Origin of the sequence: Brachybacterium sp. 107 (assembly GCF_052379725.1) — a bacterium.
GTDB lineage: Bacteria > Actinomycetota > Actinomycetes > Actinomycetales > Dermabacteraceae > Brachybacterium.
Window position 1 is genome coordinate 68,619 of record NZ_JBQSYW010000012.1, and the last position, 15,506, is coordinate 84,124.

The following is a 15,506-nucleotide window of genomic DNA, read 5'->3' on the forward strand; positions in this document are numbered from 1 at the left end:
TCTCGGGCCTCGAGTCATCCTCGGAGGTGCGTTCTGGAGCCTGCGCCAGGCGGTGCGGAGCAATCCGAGATGGGTGGCCCTGGCGGCTCTCGCCTCGCTCCTTCTGGCGCTGATCCCGGCGGCGCAGGTGAGCGTGGTCGCCTGGGTCGTGGAGTCCGCGGCAGGGTCGACCTGGACGGATGCACTCGTGCCGGTGCTGGTGCTGACAGCCCTGGTCGGTCTGAGTCAGGTGGTCTCGAGCGCGGAGAACCTGACCGGTCAGCGCGCGAGCCTGCGACTGCGCTCGGACCTCGTGCGACGCACCGCGGCGACCGCAGCGGTGCTCACCCCGAGGCGGATCGCCGACTCCCGCGTCCACGCCCTCGTGGAAGGCGGGAGGAACAGCACCTTCGAGCTGGCCCGCGGCCCGATCTCCGTGATCAGCGCGCTGTCCGCGATCGTCGCCGCGATCGCTCTGGGTGCAGCGCTCCTGCCGTTCTCCGCGCTCGCGGCGGGACTCGTGGTCCTCGCCCTCGTCCCCAGTCTGATCACGTTCTCGTGGGCGGCGCGGATGCAGGACGAGCAGTTCGAGGAGGAGACCCGCCACGCCTTCCGTGCCCGCTACCTGCTCGACCAGCTCATCGACCGTCGTACAGCGAGCGAGCTCGCGACGCTCGGCACCGGCCCCAAGGTGGCGGCGAAAGCGAACGACGCGCACGGCCGCGCGACCGAGATCCTCGACCGCACCTATGCACGGCTCCTGAAGGGCGAACTGCTCGGGGGCGTCGCCACGGCTCTGCTTCTCGGCGGCGCGCTGATCGCCGTGCTGAATGCAGGAGCCGGGTCCGGAGGACTCATAGCGGGCGTGCTCGGCGTGATCGCCGGACTGCAGGCCACACGCGGGGCGGGGTTCGCGCTCGGCGATGTCATCTCCGTGGCCCCGAAGATCGTCCGCTTCCGTGAGCTGGAGGGGCTCGCAGACACCGCGCCCACGCAGCACGTCGTCCGCGACGTCGGCTCCCTCGAGGCGCACGGACTGTCGATCACCTATCCCGGCGGCGCGAGGCCCGCTGTACAGGATGCGAGCCTCCGCGCCGAGGCGGGGGAGATGATCGCCCTGGTCGGCGTCAACGGCGCGGGCAAGACCACGCTGGTCTCCGCCCTGATGGGCATCGTCGAGCTCGATTCCGGCGGCGTCGGACACGGCGTCGTCGAGATCGACGGAGTCGACGCCGGCGAGCTCTCGGCTGCCGAGCGCCTGGGGCGCTTCGGTCTGGTCACCCAGGAGTTCGGCCGCTACGAGATGACGGTGCGCGACGCGGTCGCCCTGGGCACCCCGCGGGACGACGTGGCCGACGAGGAGATCTGGCAGGCCCTGGATGCGGCGCGCGCGGGCGATCTCGTCCGCCGCCTCCCGGAGGGCCTGGACACGATGCTCGGCCCGCAGTTCGACGGGGTGGGCCTCTCCGGAGGGCAATGGCAGCGGATCGCCCTGGCTCGGATCCACCTGCGCGGCGCGGGGATCCGTGTGCTCGACGAGCCCACGTCGGCGATCGACGCCGAGGCGGAACAGGAGGTCTTCGCCCAGCTGCGGGAGACGGCGGCCGGGCACATCACGATCGTCGTCTCGCACCGGGCGTGGACGCTGCGCGGCATGGACCGCATCCATGTGCTGGAAGAGGGCCGGATCGTGGAGGCCGGCACCTACGAGCAGCTCCTCGCACCCGGGACCCGGTTCGCGGAGATCTTCGCCCAGCAGCTGACCTGATCAGCCCAGCCGAGCCCAGCCGAGCCCAGCCGAGCCCAGCCGAGCCCAGCCGAGCCCAGCCGAGCCCAGCCGAGCCCAGCCGAGCCCAGCCGAGCCCAGCGCGAACACGTCACCGTCGCGTGAGGTCGAGATCCCAGGTGTAGTGCTCGGGCAGGGACGGCACGGGCCACTTCGGATCCGGGAAGAAGTACTCGTATCCGGCGGAGAAGGGGTAGGACCAGGCGGCGATGTGCTGCTCGGCCTCGCGGCCCGCGGCCCGGATGGACTCGATCTCTTCGGGGGAGAAGTACCCGGTGCGCTCGGCGCCCTCCAGCTCGTCCTCGTCCTTGTAGTGCCAGTCGCGGCGCGGCAGCACGACCAGGTCGAGCACGAGGTCCCGGGTACGTACCCCTTCGTCGGTGCGCTCGTACGGGGTCTCGAGGTTGATGTAGTAGCAGCCCAGCGAGCCGTCGTCCTTGTAGAACAGCCACACGGAGTACGGCTTGTCCGGCAGGGCGATCATGAGGATGCCGTTCCCGGTCCACAGCTGCTTGGACTGCAGCCGGGGCGCGGTGAACATCCCCTCGTCACCGGCGCGGCGCAGCGCTGCACCGGACTCGAGGACGGGCAGCAGCACCTCGGTGCCGGGCGCGATCCAGAGCGCCATGCCGCGGTCGTCGTCCAGCACGACGGTGCCGGGGCGGACGGTGCGGGTGGAGTGCTGAGAGGTGTAGTAGGTCCAGGTCACCTGGTCGCCAGGCGACCAGCGTGGGGAGGAAGACATGGTGGTGATCCCGGCCGGATCGGCCTCCACGGACGCCCCGTACCGACCGGCCATCGGGCCGGGGCTGCTCTGCCCGTGAAGGGGTAGGCGTATGGGGCGACCATACCGCCTGCCCCGGGACCGTGCGGGCGGCGCGCCGGTTCCGGGTGGCAGCGCCCGGCCCGGGAGACGACTGCGGGGCCGCCACCGAGGTGACGGCCCCGCGAGCGCGTCAGGCGACGACAGCCAGGCGACGACCGGTCAGGCGGCGGAGGCGCCGCGCAGCTGGGCGGCCAGCGGGCAGTCCATCGGATCGGCGTGGCCGAGGCCCACCCGGTTGAGGTACTTGATGATGATCCCGTAGGACGTGATCAGGTTTGTCTCGGTGTAGATGATCCCGCGCTCGGCGCAGAACTGCTTGACGATCGGCTTCGCCTTGCGGAGGTTCGCCGAGGGCATGCGGGGGAACAGGTGGTGCTCGATCTGCAGGTCCAGCCCGCCCATCGCCCAGTTCATCAGCAGGCCGCCCTTGATGTTGCGGCTGGTGAGGACCTGGCGGCGCAGGAAGTCGACCTCGAGTCCCTTGGGGATCAGCGGCATGCCCTTGTGGTTCGGTGCGAAGGAGGAGCCCATGTAGACCCCGAAGACGGCCATCTGCACACCGAGGAAGGCCAGGCCCATGCCGAGCCCCAGGGTGGAGAGCACGATCGCGGGGAACCCGATGACGCGCACCAGCACGAGCGCCATCTCGACCTTGCGGTGCTTGACCTTCTCGTTCTTGAGCAGGGCCGTGATCCCCTCGTAGTGCAGCACGAAGCCGAACAGGGTGAGGATCGGGAAGAAGGCCCAGCCCTGTCGCTTCGCGAACCAGGCCATGAAGCCGGTGCGCTGGGCCTGCTCCTCGGGCACGAACACCAGCACCCCGCCGGCGATGTCGCCGTCGCGGCCCACGGTGTTGGGGTTCGCATGGTGCTTGTTGTGCTTGCGGGTCCACCAGGCGATGGCCAGTCCCACCACGAGGTTCCCGATGATGCGGGAGAACCAGGCGTTGCGCTTGCCGGAGGAGAAGACCTGCTGGTGCGCGGCGTCATGGCCGATGAACGCGGCCTGCGTGAAGAGGATCCCGAAGAGCGCGGCGACGGCGAGCTGCCACCAGGTGCTGCCCAGGGTCAGCAGCAGCACGAAGGCACCCACGAGGGCAAGGCCCAGGAGCACGGTGCGAAGGATGTAGGAGCGGACGTTGCGACCCATCAGGCCGGCGTCCTTCACCCGCTGCGAGAGCTCGAAGTAGTCCTTGGTCTGGGCTGCGGCCCGAGACCGGACCGGAGGCCGAGTCTGGGCCGGAGGCCGCTGTGCAGTGGTCGTCATGCCGATGACGCTACTGCTGAGGCATACCTCCTTGCGTCCCTCCTCGGAGCGAACCTGCACCCCCTACCGGGGTAGGGGGTGCACGATCGGGATCTGCGCGGAGATCGCATATCCGCCGTCGGGCGTGGGCCCTGCGTGCACGGAGCCCCCGAGGGCGGAGACCCGCTCGTGGATGCCTGCCAGACCCAGCCCGGATCCGGGGATATGGTCCTGCTCGGACTCGGGCGCGACATTGGAGACGTCCACCAGCAGTGCTCTCTGCGGGGCCTCGGAGACAGAGACCGACACCGCGATCGCGGCGCCGTGCGCATGGCGCAACGCGTTGCTCATCGCTTCCTGCACCACCCGATAGGCGGTCAGGCCGACTGTCGGGGGGACCTCCACCGCGACCAGGTCGGCGCTGATCGAGGCACCCGTGGCGCGGCTCGCCTCGACCAGCTCGGCGACGTCGGCCAGACCGGGCATCGGCATGTCGTCGAGGGCGTCGTCGGTGCGCAGGGTCGCCAGCAGCGAACGCATCTCCCCGAGCGCCTGCCGGGAGGAGGCGGCGATGTCCTCGAACTCCTGCTCGGTCTGGGCATCGAGACCCGAGAGCCGGAACTTCGCGGTGCCCGCCTGCACGGTGATGACCGACATCGAATGCGCCACCACGTCGTGCAGCTCGCGCGCGATGCGGCTGCGCTCCTCGAGCTCGTAGCGCCGACGCATCTGGTCGGCGCCCCGGGACTGCGCCTCCTCGACCTGCGAGCTGATCAGCAGCCACTGGCGCACGGTGATCCCCAGCAGCACCACGCCGCCGCTGATCGCCACCAGCACCACGCCGTTGGTGGTGACGACTCGCAGCGAGTCGTCCGCCCGGATGGCGGGTTCCGAGATCATCAGGGAGATGAGGGTGAGCAGAGCGCCGCCGGACCAGGTCGAGACCGCCCAGAACCAGCGGTGGAAGACCGCCAGCACGGCGAGGGTCAGGCAGTGGGCCAGCAGGGCGGTCACCGGCCACGGCCAGGGGAGGCCCTCCGAGGCCGACGCCGTGACCAGGATCGTCGCGGCCGCTGCGACGATGCTCAGGGAGAGTCCGGCCCACGGCCATCGCACGGCCAGCACTCCGGCGAGGGCGGCGGCGATCGACACCAGCATCGCCACGGCCGGGTGCACGGAGTACAGGCTGGCCGTGACCGGCCAGCTCACCACCACCAGCACGAAGCTGATGAAGGCGACCGTCATCCAGGTCCATGCACCTTCCCGCAGCCCGGCGTCGACGGTGAGCACCTTGGGCGGTGCGGGAGAGCCGCGGCGGCGGGATCCCGGGACCGCCCCGCCGAGCAGCGGCACGGAGACCACGACGTCCAGGAGCGCCAGCGCACGCACCATCGCCGGGAAGGAGAGGGCCAGTGCGAGGCCGAGGACCAGGGCGAGGGACCACTGGCCGGGAACCGGGGTGCCGCCTGGTGGCAGCGCCCGCCCCCACAGCCAGTAGCTGAGGCCGGCCAGGGCGAGCGCCGCCCAGGCGAGCGTGACCCCGACGGTCAGCACGCGCACCGGGAGGGCGATGAGGGCCTCGAAGGCCAGGTCGAGCCAGCGACGCGGATCGGTGACCAGACGCAACAGTCCGCGGGGACCGCGCCCTCGGGGCCGATAGCTCGGAGGCTTGATCTCGACGCCCCAGCGCCTCAGGCGGGCACGATCGAGCTGCGCGTACACCGAGGCCAGAGCCAGGGTGAGCGGGAACAGCACCACTCCGATCCAGACGATGGCGAGGGCGGCGGAGATCGCGGCCAGGGGCAGCAGCACCGCGATCGCGAGCAGGGTCAGGGCGAGGCCCGGCAGCACGAAGGCGAGGTCGTGGCCCAGGCGGCGCAGGCTGTGTCGATCAGGAACGAGGAACACCCAGGGGTCCTCTCGGGAAGCGGGGATACTGTGGCGCCATGGTTCCCCCTGAGCAGGCTGTCATCCGTGTGCTGATCGTCGACGACCAGTCGATGATCCGTGGCGGCTTCGAGGCGCTGCTGAATGCGCAGGACGGGATCGAGGTGGTGGGCACTGCGGGTGACGGGGCCGGGATCGTCGAGGTGGTGCGCCGTCTGCGCCCCGATGTGGTGCTGATGGATATCCGCATGCCGCACGTCGGGGGCCTGGATGCGACCCGCATGGTGCTCGCGATGCCGGGGACGCCTCCGAAGATCATCATGCTGACCACCTTCGATGCCGATGAGTATGTGTTCGCCGCGCTGCGGGCCGGGGCGAGCGGGTTCCTGCTCAAGGATTCCACACCCGACGAGCTCGTCCAGGCGGTGCGTGTCGTCGCGGGTGGCGATTCGTTGCTCGCGCCCCGCGTCACCCGGGCTCTAATCGCCGATTTCGTGGCGCGTCCTGAGCGCAGCGCGCGGGACGAGGCGAGCCTGGCGGCGCTCACGGAGCGCGAGATCGACGTGCTGCTGCTGGTGGCGCGCGGGCTCGCGAACCGGGAGATCGCCCAGGAGCTGGTGATGGCCGAGCAGACGGTGAAGTCCCATGTCTCCCGCATGCTCTCCAAGCTGATGCTCCGCGATCGCACCCAGCTCGTGGTCGCCGCCTACGAGTCCGGGCTGGTGCGCGCCGGGCGGTGACGCCCTGGGCGCACCAGCAGCGCCCGACGAGCCGGCTCGGTCACTCGAGCGCTCGCCCCAGCAGCTCCTGAAGCTCTGCTCACCTCTGCCTCGGTGCCACTCCCTGTGCCAGGGGTCAGCCCAGGGCCGTCCACACGAGCGCGCCGGCACCGATCAGGCACAGCAGCGAGATCATCAGCAGAAGCACTCCGACCCAGGCACCGCGCCGGGAGCGGGGTGCCTGCGTCGGTGAGGGACGGGGTGAGGGTCGTGCGTCGTCCGGGACCTGGTTCGGGGCGTCGTCCGGGACGTGGTTCGGGACGTGGTTCGGGACGGGCCGCTGGGCGTGGGGATCCTGAGGGGTCGCCTCGTGCACGAACAGCTCCGTGGCGCCCTGGGGACCCGCGGCCGTGCGCTGCGGACCCGCGGCCGTGCGCTGTGGACCAGGGGCAGGGCGACGATCCGGGCTCGGAGCGCTGCGCCCGTCGGCCCCGGCGGAACCCGCGGAGCCGACAGAACCGCCGGCCGGCCCCGATCGGGCCTGGAGCCGCTCATGGAGGCCGGGTGCGAGGCCGGCGAGCGACGCCGGACCGTCCAGCGGCACCTCACGCAGCTCGCCGCCCGCCTCGATCCGGTCGACGACCTCGAAGCGCTCGCCCTCGGCGGTGCGGGACCAGGCGGAGACGGGCTCCGCCAGGAGAGGGATCGTGTCGCGGGCCCGCGCGGCCGACGGGCGCCGGGCCGGATCCGTCGCGAGCATCGCGCGCAGGAGCTCCCCGAGTGGTGCCGCCGCTGGATCGGAGCTGCCTGACAGGGCGTCGGTGACCCTCTGCGGAGCCGTCGACGGCGAGGGGCGCTCCCGCGGAGGCAGCGGGGCGAGGGCTTCGAGCGCGCAGGCCGCCGCCGCCCACACGTCCTGTGCGGCGGAGGTCCCTCCGCCCGCGAGGATCTCCGGGGCCATGAAACCGGGTGTGCCGTGCACGAAGCCGGTCTCGGTCAGGCGCACGTCGCTCACGTGCAGCGCGATGCCGAAGTCCGCGAGCAGCAGGTGCGGAGCACCGTCCCCGGTGGCATCGAGCAGCAGGTTCGCGGGCTTCACGTCGCGGTGCACCCACTGGGAGGCGTGCATCGCGGCGAGGGCGTCCAGGAGCTGCCGCAGCAGCTGTGCCACCAGCGAGGGGGACAGCGCCCCGTGGTCGGCGAGGGCCCCGGCCAAGGTGCCGCCGTGCACGAGGGGCATCACCAGCACGACCGTGTCGTCCTCCGCGACCCAGGTGTACGGGGGCAGGAGGTGCGGGTGGGCGCCCAGGCCCTGGGCGGTGCCGACCGTCTGCTCGCGCACGAAGCGCAGCACCTCGGCGCCGTCGCGCTGACGCATGACCTTGGCCGCGCAGATCGCGCCGTACCGCCGATCGATCGCACGCCAGAGCGACCCGGAGGCGCCTCGGGCGAGGGGATCGAGCAGCTCGATGCGGCCGGCGATGACATCGGACATGATGGTGGTCATGCTAGGGCACCGCACCCGGAGGTGACGGCAGCGTTCGAGATGGCAAATAGGATGTCGCCCGCAGGTCCTGACCGTCCTGACCGTCCTGACCGTCTTGACCGCCCTGATCGCCTTGACCTGCCGTGCCGCCCTGACCTGCCGGGCCGCCCCGAACCCGATGCCCCGACCGACCCCGAGGAGCGCGTATGACCCGCCGAGCAGACCACCGTGGGCCGCTGTCCGCTCTGCTCGCGGCGTCCCTCGTGCTGGTCGGCGGTTCCCTGCTCGTCGGCGGTCCCGTCCTGGTCGCTGCGCCGACTGCGGCACTCGCGGACCCGACCCCCGACGCCGAGCTGCCCGCCTACGCCTATGCGGCCGACGGGGAGCAGGTCGAGGGCGGAGGATCCCTCGCCCAGGCGGTGGCCGTCGCGCCCGGGATCCACCTCGACAGCTTCGCGCAGGGCGCGCAGGAGGAGTTCGGGGACGGCACCACGAAGTACTACCGGGTCACGGTCGAGGACGGGCAGCGGGTGCGCACCGCCGCGACGATCGCCGCGCCGCCCTACCCCGACGGCCTGCCCGAGGGCTACGAGGGCCTGGACCTGCGGATCTCCTACCTGACAGCCGGGGGCGACAGCTGCGACGACGGCGGCGCGTCCAGCTCCGGCGCGACGATGACCGGCGACGGCCCGATCACCACCAGCGCGATCTCCGGCGCGGTGGGCCCGGACGGGTGCACGGGCACCGAGCTGTTCGTCCAGGTCACCCGCACCGGGCTGCGCGCGGCCGACGAGCCCCTGCCGGTGGAGATCCAGGTCGCGATCCAGCCTTCGGGCATCGGCGGCGGGTCACCGTCGGTGGACGAGGAGATCGAGGACGACGGCGCCTCACCGGTCGCCCCGACCACGGACGAGCCCATCGAGCTGGGCCGCTCCTTCGCGTCGGCGACCCCGCTCGAGCCCGGCTCGTACGTCGTCGAGCTGGTGCCGGGGGAGAGCGGACTGGTCCGGATCCCGGTGCAGGAGGGGCAGCGTCTGCGGTGGCGCACCGAGATCACCTCCCAGCCCGAGGGTGCGGGGGAGCTCTCCCTCCTCGCCTTCAACGCCGCGCGGGAGACCGTGACGGTCGGCGGCGGCTCCTGGCAGCTGTCCGACTACGATTCGATCGTCGGCGGCGGTATGCCCGCCCCGGTGGATCGCGGCAACCGCAGCTCGGAGCTGTCCGGGGTGCAGTCCGCCTGGCTGCCCGGGACGCACACGATCCAGCTCCACCGCCTGCAGCGGGCGGCCGGCGCCGACCCCGCCGGTGACGAGCCGGTCACCCTCATCCTCACCCTCGAGGTCGAGGGGGATGTCGCAGCGGATGCCGCCGACGGCACCGTGCTCGAGCTCGGGGACACCACCTCGGGCTCCTCCCCGGGCGGGTTCCTCGGTCTCGACGGCGCTCTGGGGCGCGTCGCCCTGTTCGTCGCGGCCGGTCTGCTCACGCTGATGGCGGCGGTGACCGGGGTGGCCGCGGTGCTGGTGCTGCGCCTGCGGCGCCGCTGACAGCCAACTCAGCCGCCTCAGCCAGCCCAGCCGACTCAGCCGGCCCAGGCCTCCCACAGCCGGGCGTAGACCCCGCCGCGCCCGACGAGCTCGTCATGGGACCCCTGCTCCACGACGCTGCCGTCGGCCATCACCAGGATGCGGTCGGCGACCATCGCCTGGGACAGACGGTGGGCGACGATGATCGTGGTGCGACCCCTGGCCACCTCGAGGGCGGCGCGCTCGAGCACTCGGGCTCCGGAGGAGCCCTCGTCGGCCGTGGCCTCGTCGAGCACCAGCACCGCCGGGTCCTGGAGGGAGATGCGGGCCAGGGCCAGCTGCTGGGACTGCTCGGCCGTGAGCCGCTCGCCCTTCTCGCCGACCTCGGTGTCCAGACCGCGCGGGAGGCGATCGGCCCAGACCGTGGCGTCCACCCGCTCCAGCGCCGCCCACAGCTCCTCGTCGGTCGCCGTCGGGCTCGCCAGGCGGAGATCCTCGCGCAGGGTCCCCCGGAACACGTGGACGTCCTGGCTGACGATCGAGGAATGGGCGCGGCCCGCTTCGATGTCGGCCCGGGTGAGGTCCGCGCCGCCATGCAGCACCCGGCCATGACGGGGCTCGAGGGTTCCGGCGATGATCGCCGCGAGCGTCGACTTGCCGGCGCCGGAGGCACCCACCAGGGACACCACCTCGCCGGGGGCGATGTCGAGGTCGATCGGCCGCAGCACGATCCGCTCCTCGCCGTCCTGGTCGGTGCCGTACGCGTGAGAGACGTCCTCGAGGCGGATCGACGCGTCCAGGGGCTTCTCGTCACCGGGGGAGGAGGCCAGGTCGATCGACTCGATGACTCCCACCATCCGGGTCAGGCTCGCCGCCGCGGACTGCACGTCGTCCAGGGAGAAGATGAGGTTCATCATCGGCCAGAGCAGGCTGATCAGGTACAGCGCGGCCGCGGTGACCAGGCCGATCGGTGCGCCGCCCACGTGGACCATGACGTAGCCCAGCACGAGCACCAGGGCGATCGAGAGGTTCTCCGGCCACACCACGATCTTCACCAGGCGGGTCACGAGGGTCATGACGCGCATGCCGAGCACGGCGGCCGTCTCCGAGAGGACGGCGACGTGACGGGTCTCGCGACGTTCGATGCCGTAGGCGTGGACGGTGGGGATGCCGTGGATGGCCGAGAGCAGACCCTGGGCGCGGGCGCCCATCGCGACGCGCTCGCGCCGGTAGATGGGGGCGGTCTTGCGCAGATACCACAGGGCGCTGATCAGGTACATCGGCACCACGAGCACCACGAGGAGCAGCAGCCAGGGGGAGAGGGCCACCATGCCGACCAGGGTCACGGTGACGTAGAAGCCCATCTGGATCAGGTTCGGGACCACGTTGTTGACCGCGCGGGCGGTGACGTCGACGTCGTCGGCGACCCGGGAGAGGGCGTCGCCGATCCCGGTGACCTCCATGCTCTGGGCAGGGAGGTCGAGGGCACGGTCAATGACGTCCTCGCGCATCCCGGCGAGCACCCGCTGTCCGAGACCGCTGACCAGCGCCCATCCGAGCGCGGAGAAGGCGGCCTGCAGCACCCCGGCGAGCATGATCAGGGCGCCCTGGCGCCAGATCGCGTCGGAGCCGGCCCCGTTCTGGACCAGGTCGACGGTGGTGCCGATCAGGCGCGGCATCCACGCCGCGGCGACCGCGCCGGCGGTCACGACCAGCAGGGTCAGCGTCGTCATCAGCCAGAAGCGGCGCAGCCTGCCGGCGAGATGGCGGACCGAGACGCCGACGGTGGCGATGGGCAGGATCTGGGCGTGCTCGTCGAGCTGGCGACGCGCGGTGGCGTCGCTCTCCAGCAGCTCCTCGGGGTCGGCGTCCCAGTCGACGATGCTGAGGTCGGCGGTCATCGCTGCACCATCTTCCGGTAGTCGTCGTGGTCCATGAGGTCGTCGTGGGTGCCGTGCCCGGCCAGGCCGCCGGCGCTGACGAAGGAGACGCGATCGGCCGCGCGCAGCAGCGCGGGCGACCTCGTCACCAGCAGCGTCGCGCGGTCGGGGGCGCGACGCGCGGCCACCAGGGCCTCGGCGATCGCCTGCTCGGTGACGGCGTCGACCGCGGTGGTCGGGTCGTGCAGCACGAGCACGGGCGCATCGGCGGCGACCGCTCGGGCCAGGGCGATGCGCTGACGCTGCCCGCCGGAGAGGTTCGCGCCGCGGTCCAGGATGCGGGTGTCATAGCCCTCGGGCAGAATCCGCAGCAGGTCGTCGGCGCCGGCCGCGTGCAGGGCGGCATCGGCCCAGGCATCGGGATCGGAGCCGTCCGTGGGCGGGGCGAGCACCGATTCGGGGGCACGGGTCGCGAGCTGCTCGCGCAGCGTGCCGTCGAACAGGTCCACGACGTGGGGCTCGACGAGCAGGTCCGCCCGGGTGGTGAAGCGGTTCCCCGGGGTGACCTCGTCGCCGCCCAGGAGCACGACAGGCTGCTCGGTGCGGCCGGCGATCGCCTCGATCAGCGCATCGGCGTCCCGGGCATCAGCGCAGGCGATGGCGACGACCTCTCCATCGGGCACGGTGAGGTCCAGGCCCCGCAGGGATCCGCTGTCGGGGCCGCGCAGCTGCAGGCCACCGGTTCCCGGACGGCGCTCGCCGGGGCTCCGCTCCCCGCGCTCGTCACGCGCGAGCGCCAGGCGCTCCACGGCGAGCTCGGGGTCGTCGATCTCCCGGCCCAGATCGGCCAGCAGGTCCCGGACGCGCCGCGCGGAGGTGGACATGCTCGCCCACCACACGGGCAGCCCCGAGAGGCCCTGCAGCATGCCCATGTTCGAGCGGGCCACGCCCACCACGGCGATGAGGGTGCCGATGGTCATGTCTCCGGCGACGGTCCGCTGGGACGCGATGATCACGACGGCCGCCATCATGGCCGCGGTGACCAGGGTGGTCAGACCGCTCGAGACTCCGGAGAAGCGGGCGTTGACCAGCGCGGCGTCGAGCGCCGTGCGGGAGCGACGGCGGTACTGGGCGCGCGCCCTGCTCTGCACCCCGAGGCCCTGGAGCACGCGCAGGCCATGGACCAGGTCCGTCGCGGTCGCGGCGGCGTCGGCCGACTTCGACTGCTGGGCGTCGTAGCGCGCGGACAGCACTGGGCTGATCACCCGCACCACGACGACCATGACGATGATCCCCACGAGCGTTGCGAAGCCCAGCCACAGGTCGAGGATCGCGAGCCAGACGCCCGCGGCCACGACCACGGCCGAGGCGGGGAAGGCCCAGGGCAGCATGTCCATGATGTCCGAGGCCTTGTCGGCGTCCGAGGTGGCGATGGAGAGCACCTCGCCGGCGGGCCGCTCGACCTGGCGGGAGCGCGGGTCCAGCACCGCCGCGGTCACGGCGACGCGCAACCGGTGACGCTCGAACATCCGGGCGCGCTGGCTGGCCTCGAACATGACCGTCCAGGCCCAGGTGCTCAGCAGGCGCAGCACGAAGATGCCGATCGCGCCGCCCACGGTGATCCGCAGGCTGCCCTGCACGATCCCCGCGTCGATGATCAGGCCCATGAGGACGGGGACCAGCATGTCCACGCCCTCGACGACGAAGGAGAGCGCCATGATCCAGGGGATCGAGCGGCGGTGGTTGCGGACGATCGAGCGCATCACCCCGCGCGTGGGAGCGGGGGCGGAAGGGGTGGGGGACGACGCGAGGAGCACCTGATGATCCAACAGCCACGGAGCAGAAGGCGCAACAGCATTTCCCCGGGGGCGGTGAGAGAATGGTCCTGTCATTGCCCTGAGGGAAGGAATCCTGCCGTGAGTGCACGTCCTGTCGAGCTCTTCGTCGATCCTGTCTGCCCCTTCGCCTGGATGACCAGCCGGTGGCTGCTCCACGCCGCGACGGTGCGCGATATCGCTCCGACCTACTCGGTCATGTCGCTCTCCGTGCTCAACGAGGGCCGCGATCTGGATGCGGACTACCGCCGGATGCTCGACGACTCCTGGGGCCCGGCACGGCTCGCGATCCAGATCGTGAGCACGCAGGGCTCCGAGGCCTTCGCACGCTGGTACACCGCCTGGGGTGAGCGGTATCACGTCGGCGGTCAGCAGGAAGACCGTCGTGCGGTCGCCGTCGCCGCCCTCGAGGCCGCCGAGCTGCCCGCCGAGCTCATCGACGTCTACGAGCCGGTCGCCGGCGACGCGACCGACGTCGCCCTGCGCGCCTCGCACGACAGCGCGATCTCCCGGGTCGGCGACGAGGTCGGCACCCCGGTCATCTCCTTCGGCGACACAGGAACCGCTCAGTCCGGCACCGCCTACTTCGGCCCCGTCGTGTCTCCGTCGCCCAAGGGCGAGGACGCCGGTCGCCTCTTCGACGCTCTGGAGACGCTGTCCACCCTCGACGGCTTCTATGAGCTCAAGCGCTCCCGCACCGGCGGCATCGACTTCAGCTGACCGCTGACCGCTGACCGCGACGCCCGTCGTCGCCGCTTCTGAGAACAGTCCTGCTGAGAACCAGAGAAAGAGACATCACCCCATGCATGTGCACATCGGTACCGACCACGCCGGCTTCGAGCTGAAGAACCGCCTGGTCGCAGCGCTGCAGAACAAGGGCCACGAGGTCACCGACCACGGTGCCCACGCCTTCGACGCCCTCGACGACTACCCGCCGTTCTGCACCGATGTCGGCGAGGCCGTCGTGGCGGATGCCGGCTCGCTGGGAATCGTCATCGGTGGCTCCGGCAACGGTGAGCAGATCGCCGCGAACAAGGTGACGGGGGTGCGCGCCGCCCTGGTCTGGAACGAGGACACCGCGCGCCTGGCCCGCCAGCACAACGACGCCAACGTGATCTCCGTCGGGGCGCGCCAGCACTCCGAGGACGAGCTCGAGGCCCTCATCGACCTGTTCCTCGCCGAGCCGTTCACCGGCGAGGAGCGCCACCAGCGCCGCATCGACCTCATGGCCCGCTACGAGGAGACCGGCGGCTACGGGTCCGACACCGCAGCCGCGCCCGCAGGCGCCTGATGCCCGAGGGGCACACCGTCCACCGGCTCGCAGCGGCGCTGCGGGCCGGTTTCGGCGATCAGAGGGTCCGCACGTCCAGCCCGCAGGGCAGATTCTCCGAGGCGGCGGACCTCGACGGCTGGGTGCTCGCGGACGCCGAGGCCGTGGGCAAGCACCTCTTCCTCGCCTTCGTCCCGGACGCCTCCGTCGAGGCGGGCGCTGCGGTGACGAGGTATGCGCGCGTGCACCTGGGCCTGTACGGCTCGTGGACCTTCGCCGGGGACGAGGGCTTCGCCTCCGCGCACGCGATCGGCGCCCCGCGGGTGCGGGTCGGGGAGCGCGAGGAGGGTCTCGACGGCGGAGCCGACGGTGGTGTCGTGGACTGGCGGCGGATCGTGCCGCGGCCGACGACACGTCTGCGGATCGCCGGTGCCCACGGCCTCGCCGATCTCACCGGCCCCGCCGCCTGCGAAGTGGTCGACGCCGCCGGCAGGCAGGCCGTGATCGACCGTCTGGGACCGGATCCGCTGCGGGCCGATGCGGACCCGCGCCGCTTCGTGGACCGGGTGCTCGCCTCCCGCACCGCGATCGGGGTGCTGCTGATGAACCAGGACGTCATCGCGGGGGTCGGGAACATCTACCGCGCCGAGGTGCTGTTCCGCGCCCGACTGGACCCGACCGTGCCGGGCCGCGATCTGACCCGCGGGATGGTCGAGGGGATCTGGGAGGATCTGGTGCCGCTCATGGAGTACGGGGCGGCCACCGGCCGCATCGTCACCACCCAGCCCGAGCACCGCGACATCGAGGCGCGGATCCTCGAGCGCTCCCGCGGCACCCGCCAGAACGGCGACGAGGACCCGGACGTCGTGCCCCGCGAGAAGTCGTTCTACGTCTACCACCGCCAGACCCTGCCGTGCCGTGTCTGCGGCACCGTGATCCGCAGCGCCGACATGGCCGCCCGCACCGTGTTCTGGTGCCCCCGCTGCCAGAGCATCCGCTCCCGCCGCGCGACCTGGACCCGGGAGCACCCGGCGGCGCCCTGGGCACTCGCGGAGCGTCCGTAGACT

The 15,506-nt window shown here is 71.8% G+C and carries 12 protein-coding genes; 6 read left to right on the forward strand and 6 right to left on the reverse strand.

Annotation, left to right across the window (positions count from 1 at the left end; translation table 11 throughout):
- The first annotated feature begins 73 nt into the window (after positions 1 to 73).
- Entirely contained in the window at positions 74 to 1,747 is a 1,674-nt protein-coding gene (locus tag ACT3UL_RS13375; RefSeq protein WP_444578746.1) for an ATP-binding cassette domain-containing protein, read from the forward strand.
- A 109-nt stretch (positions 1,748 to 1,856) separates the two neighbouring features.
- Here the strand turns inward: ACT3UL_RS13375 and ACT3UL_RS13380 are convergent, their stop codons facing one another.
- From ACT3UL_RS13380 to ACT3UL_RS13390, 3 genes are all read right to left on the reverse strand, one after another.
- Positions 1,857 to 2,510, reverse strand: a complete 654-nt coding sequence (locus ACT3UL_RS13380; RefSeq protein WP_444578747.1) for a DUF402 domain-containing protein — start codon at positions 2,508 to 2,510, stop codon at positions 1,857 to 1,859.
- 240 nt (positions 2,511 to 2,750) lie between these two features.
- Positions 2,751 to 3,857 (reverse strand): fatty acid desaturase family protein, encoded by a 1,107-nt coding sequence (locus ACT3UL_RS13385; RefSeq protein ID WP_444578748.1) that lies wholly within the window; start codon positions 3,855 to 3,857, stop codon positions 2,751 to 2,753.
- Between the two features lie 63 nt (positions 3,858 to 3,920).
- A complete protein-coding gene (locus ACT3UL_RS13390; RefSeq protein WP_444578749.1) occupies positions 3,921 to 5,744 on the reverse strand; it encodes a histidine kinase in 1,824 nt (607 codons plus the stop codon).
- A 38-nt stretch (positions 5,745 to 5,782) separates the two neighbouring features.
- Between ACT3UL_RS13390 and ACT3UL_RS13395 the strand changes: the two genes are divergently transcribed.
- Positions 5,783 to 6,463, forward strand: coding sequence for a response regulator (locus ACT3UL_RS13395; RefSeq protein WP_444578750.1), 681 nt, complete (start codon positions 5,783 to 5,785; stop codon positions 6,461 to 6,463).
- A gap of 115 nt (positions 6,464 to 6,578) precedes the next feature.
- Here ACT3UL_RS13395 and ACT3UL_RS13400 read toward each other — a convergent pair whose 3' ends face one another.
- Positions 6,579 to 7,949, reverse strand: a complete 1,371-nt coding sequence (locus tag ACT3UL_RS13400; protein ID WP_444578751.1) for a protein kinase domain-containing protein — start codon at positions 7,947 to 7,949, stop codon at positions 6,579 to 6,581.
- Between the two features lie 185 nt (positions 7,950 to 8,134).
- Between ACT3UL_RS13400 and ACT3UL_RS13405 the strand changes: the two genes are divergently transcribed.
- Positions 8,135 to 9,475, forward strand: a complete 1,341-nt coding sequence (locus ACT3UL_RS13405) for a hypothetical protein (protein WP_444578752.1) — start codon at positions 8,135 to 8,137, stop codon at positions 9,473 to 9,475.
- 35 nt (positions 9,476 to 9,510) lie between these two features.
- Here the strand turns inward: ACT3UL_RS13405 and ACT3UL_RS13410 are convergent, their stop codons facing one another.
- Positions 9,511 to 11,355: an ABC transporter ATP-binding protein gene (locus tag ACT3UL_RS13410; protein WP_444578753.1), complete on the reverse strand. Its 1,845-nt coding sequence runs from the start codon at positions 11,353 to 11,355 to the stop codon at positions 9,511 to 9,513.
- Positions 11,352 to 13,097, reverse strand: coding sequence for an ABC transporter transmembrane domain-containing protein (locus ACT3UL_RS13415; RefSeq protein ID WP_444578754.1), 1,746 nt, complete (start codon positions 13,095 to 13,097; stop codon positions 11,352 to 11,354). The genes ACT3UL_RS13410 and ACT3UL_RS13415 overlap by 4 nt, the downstream gene beginning before the upstream one ends.
- A 153-nt stretch (positions 13,098 to 13,250) precedes the next feature.
- On the opposite strand from ACT3UL_RS13415, the gene ACT3UL_RS13420 reads away from it, so the two are divergent.
- The 3 genes from ACT3UL_RS13420 (at position 13,251) to ACT3UL_RS13430 (ending at position 15,503) form a co-directional block, all read left to right on the forward strand.
- Positions 13,251 to 13,889 carry a mycothiol-dependent nitroreductase Rv2466c family protein gene (locus ACT3UL_RS13420; RefSeq protein ID WP_444578755.1) on the forward strand — a complete coding sequence of 213 codons (639 nt, stop codon included), beginning with the start codon at positions 13,251 to 13,253 and terminating at the stop codon, positions 13,887 to 13,889.
- An 82-nt stretch (positions 13,890 to 13,971) separates the two neighbouring features.
- Positions 13,972 to 14,460 carry a ribose-5-phosphate isomerase gene (locus ACT3UL_RS13425; RefSeq protein ID WP_444578756.1) on the forward strand — a complete coding sequence of 163 codons (489 nt, stop codon included), beginning with the start codon at positions 13,972 to 13,974 and terminating at the stop codon, positions 14,458 to 14,460.
- Positions 14,460 to 15,503 (forward strand): Fpg/Nei family DNA glycosylase, encoded by a 1,044-nt coding sequence (locus ACT3UL_RS13430; protein ID WP_444578757.1) that lies wholly within the window; start codon positions 14,460 to 14,462, stop codon positions 15,501 to 15,503. The genes ACT3UL_RS13425 and ACT3UL_RS13430 overlap by 1 nt, the downstream gene beginning before the upstream one ends.
- Positions 15,504 to 15,506: the final 3 nt, after the last annotated feature.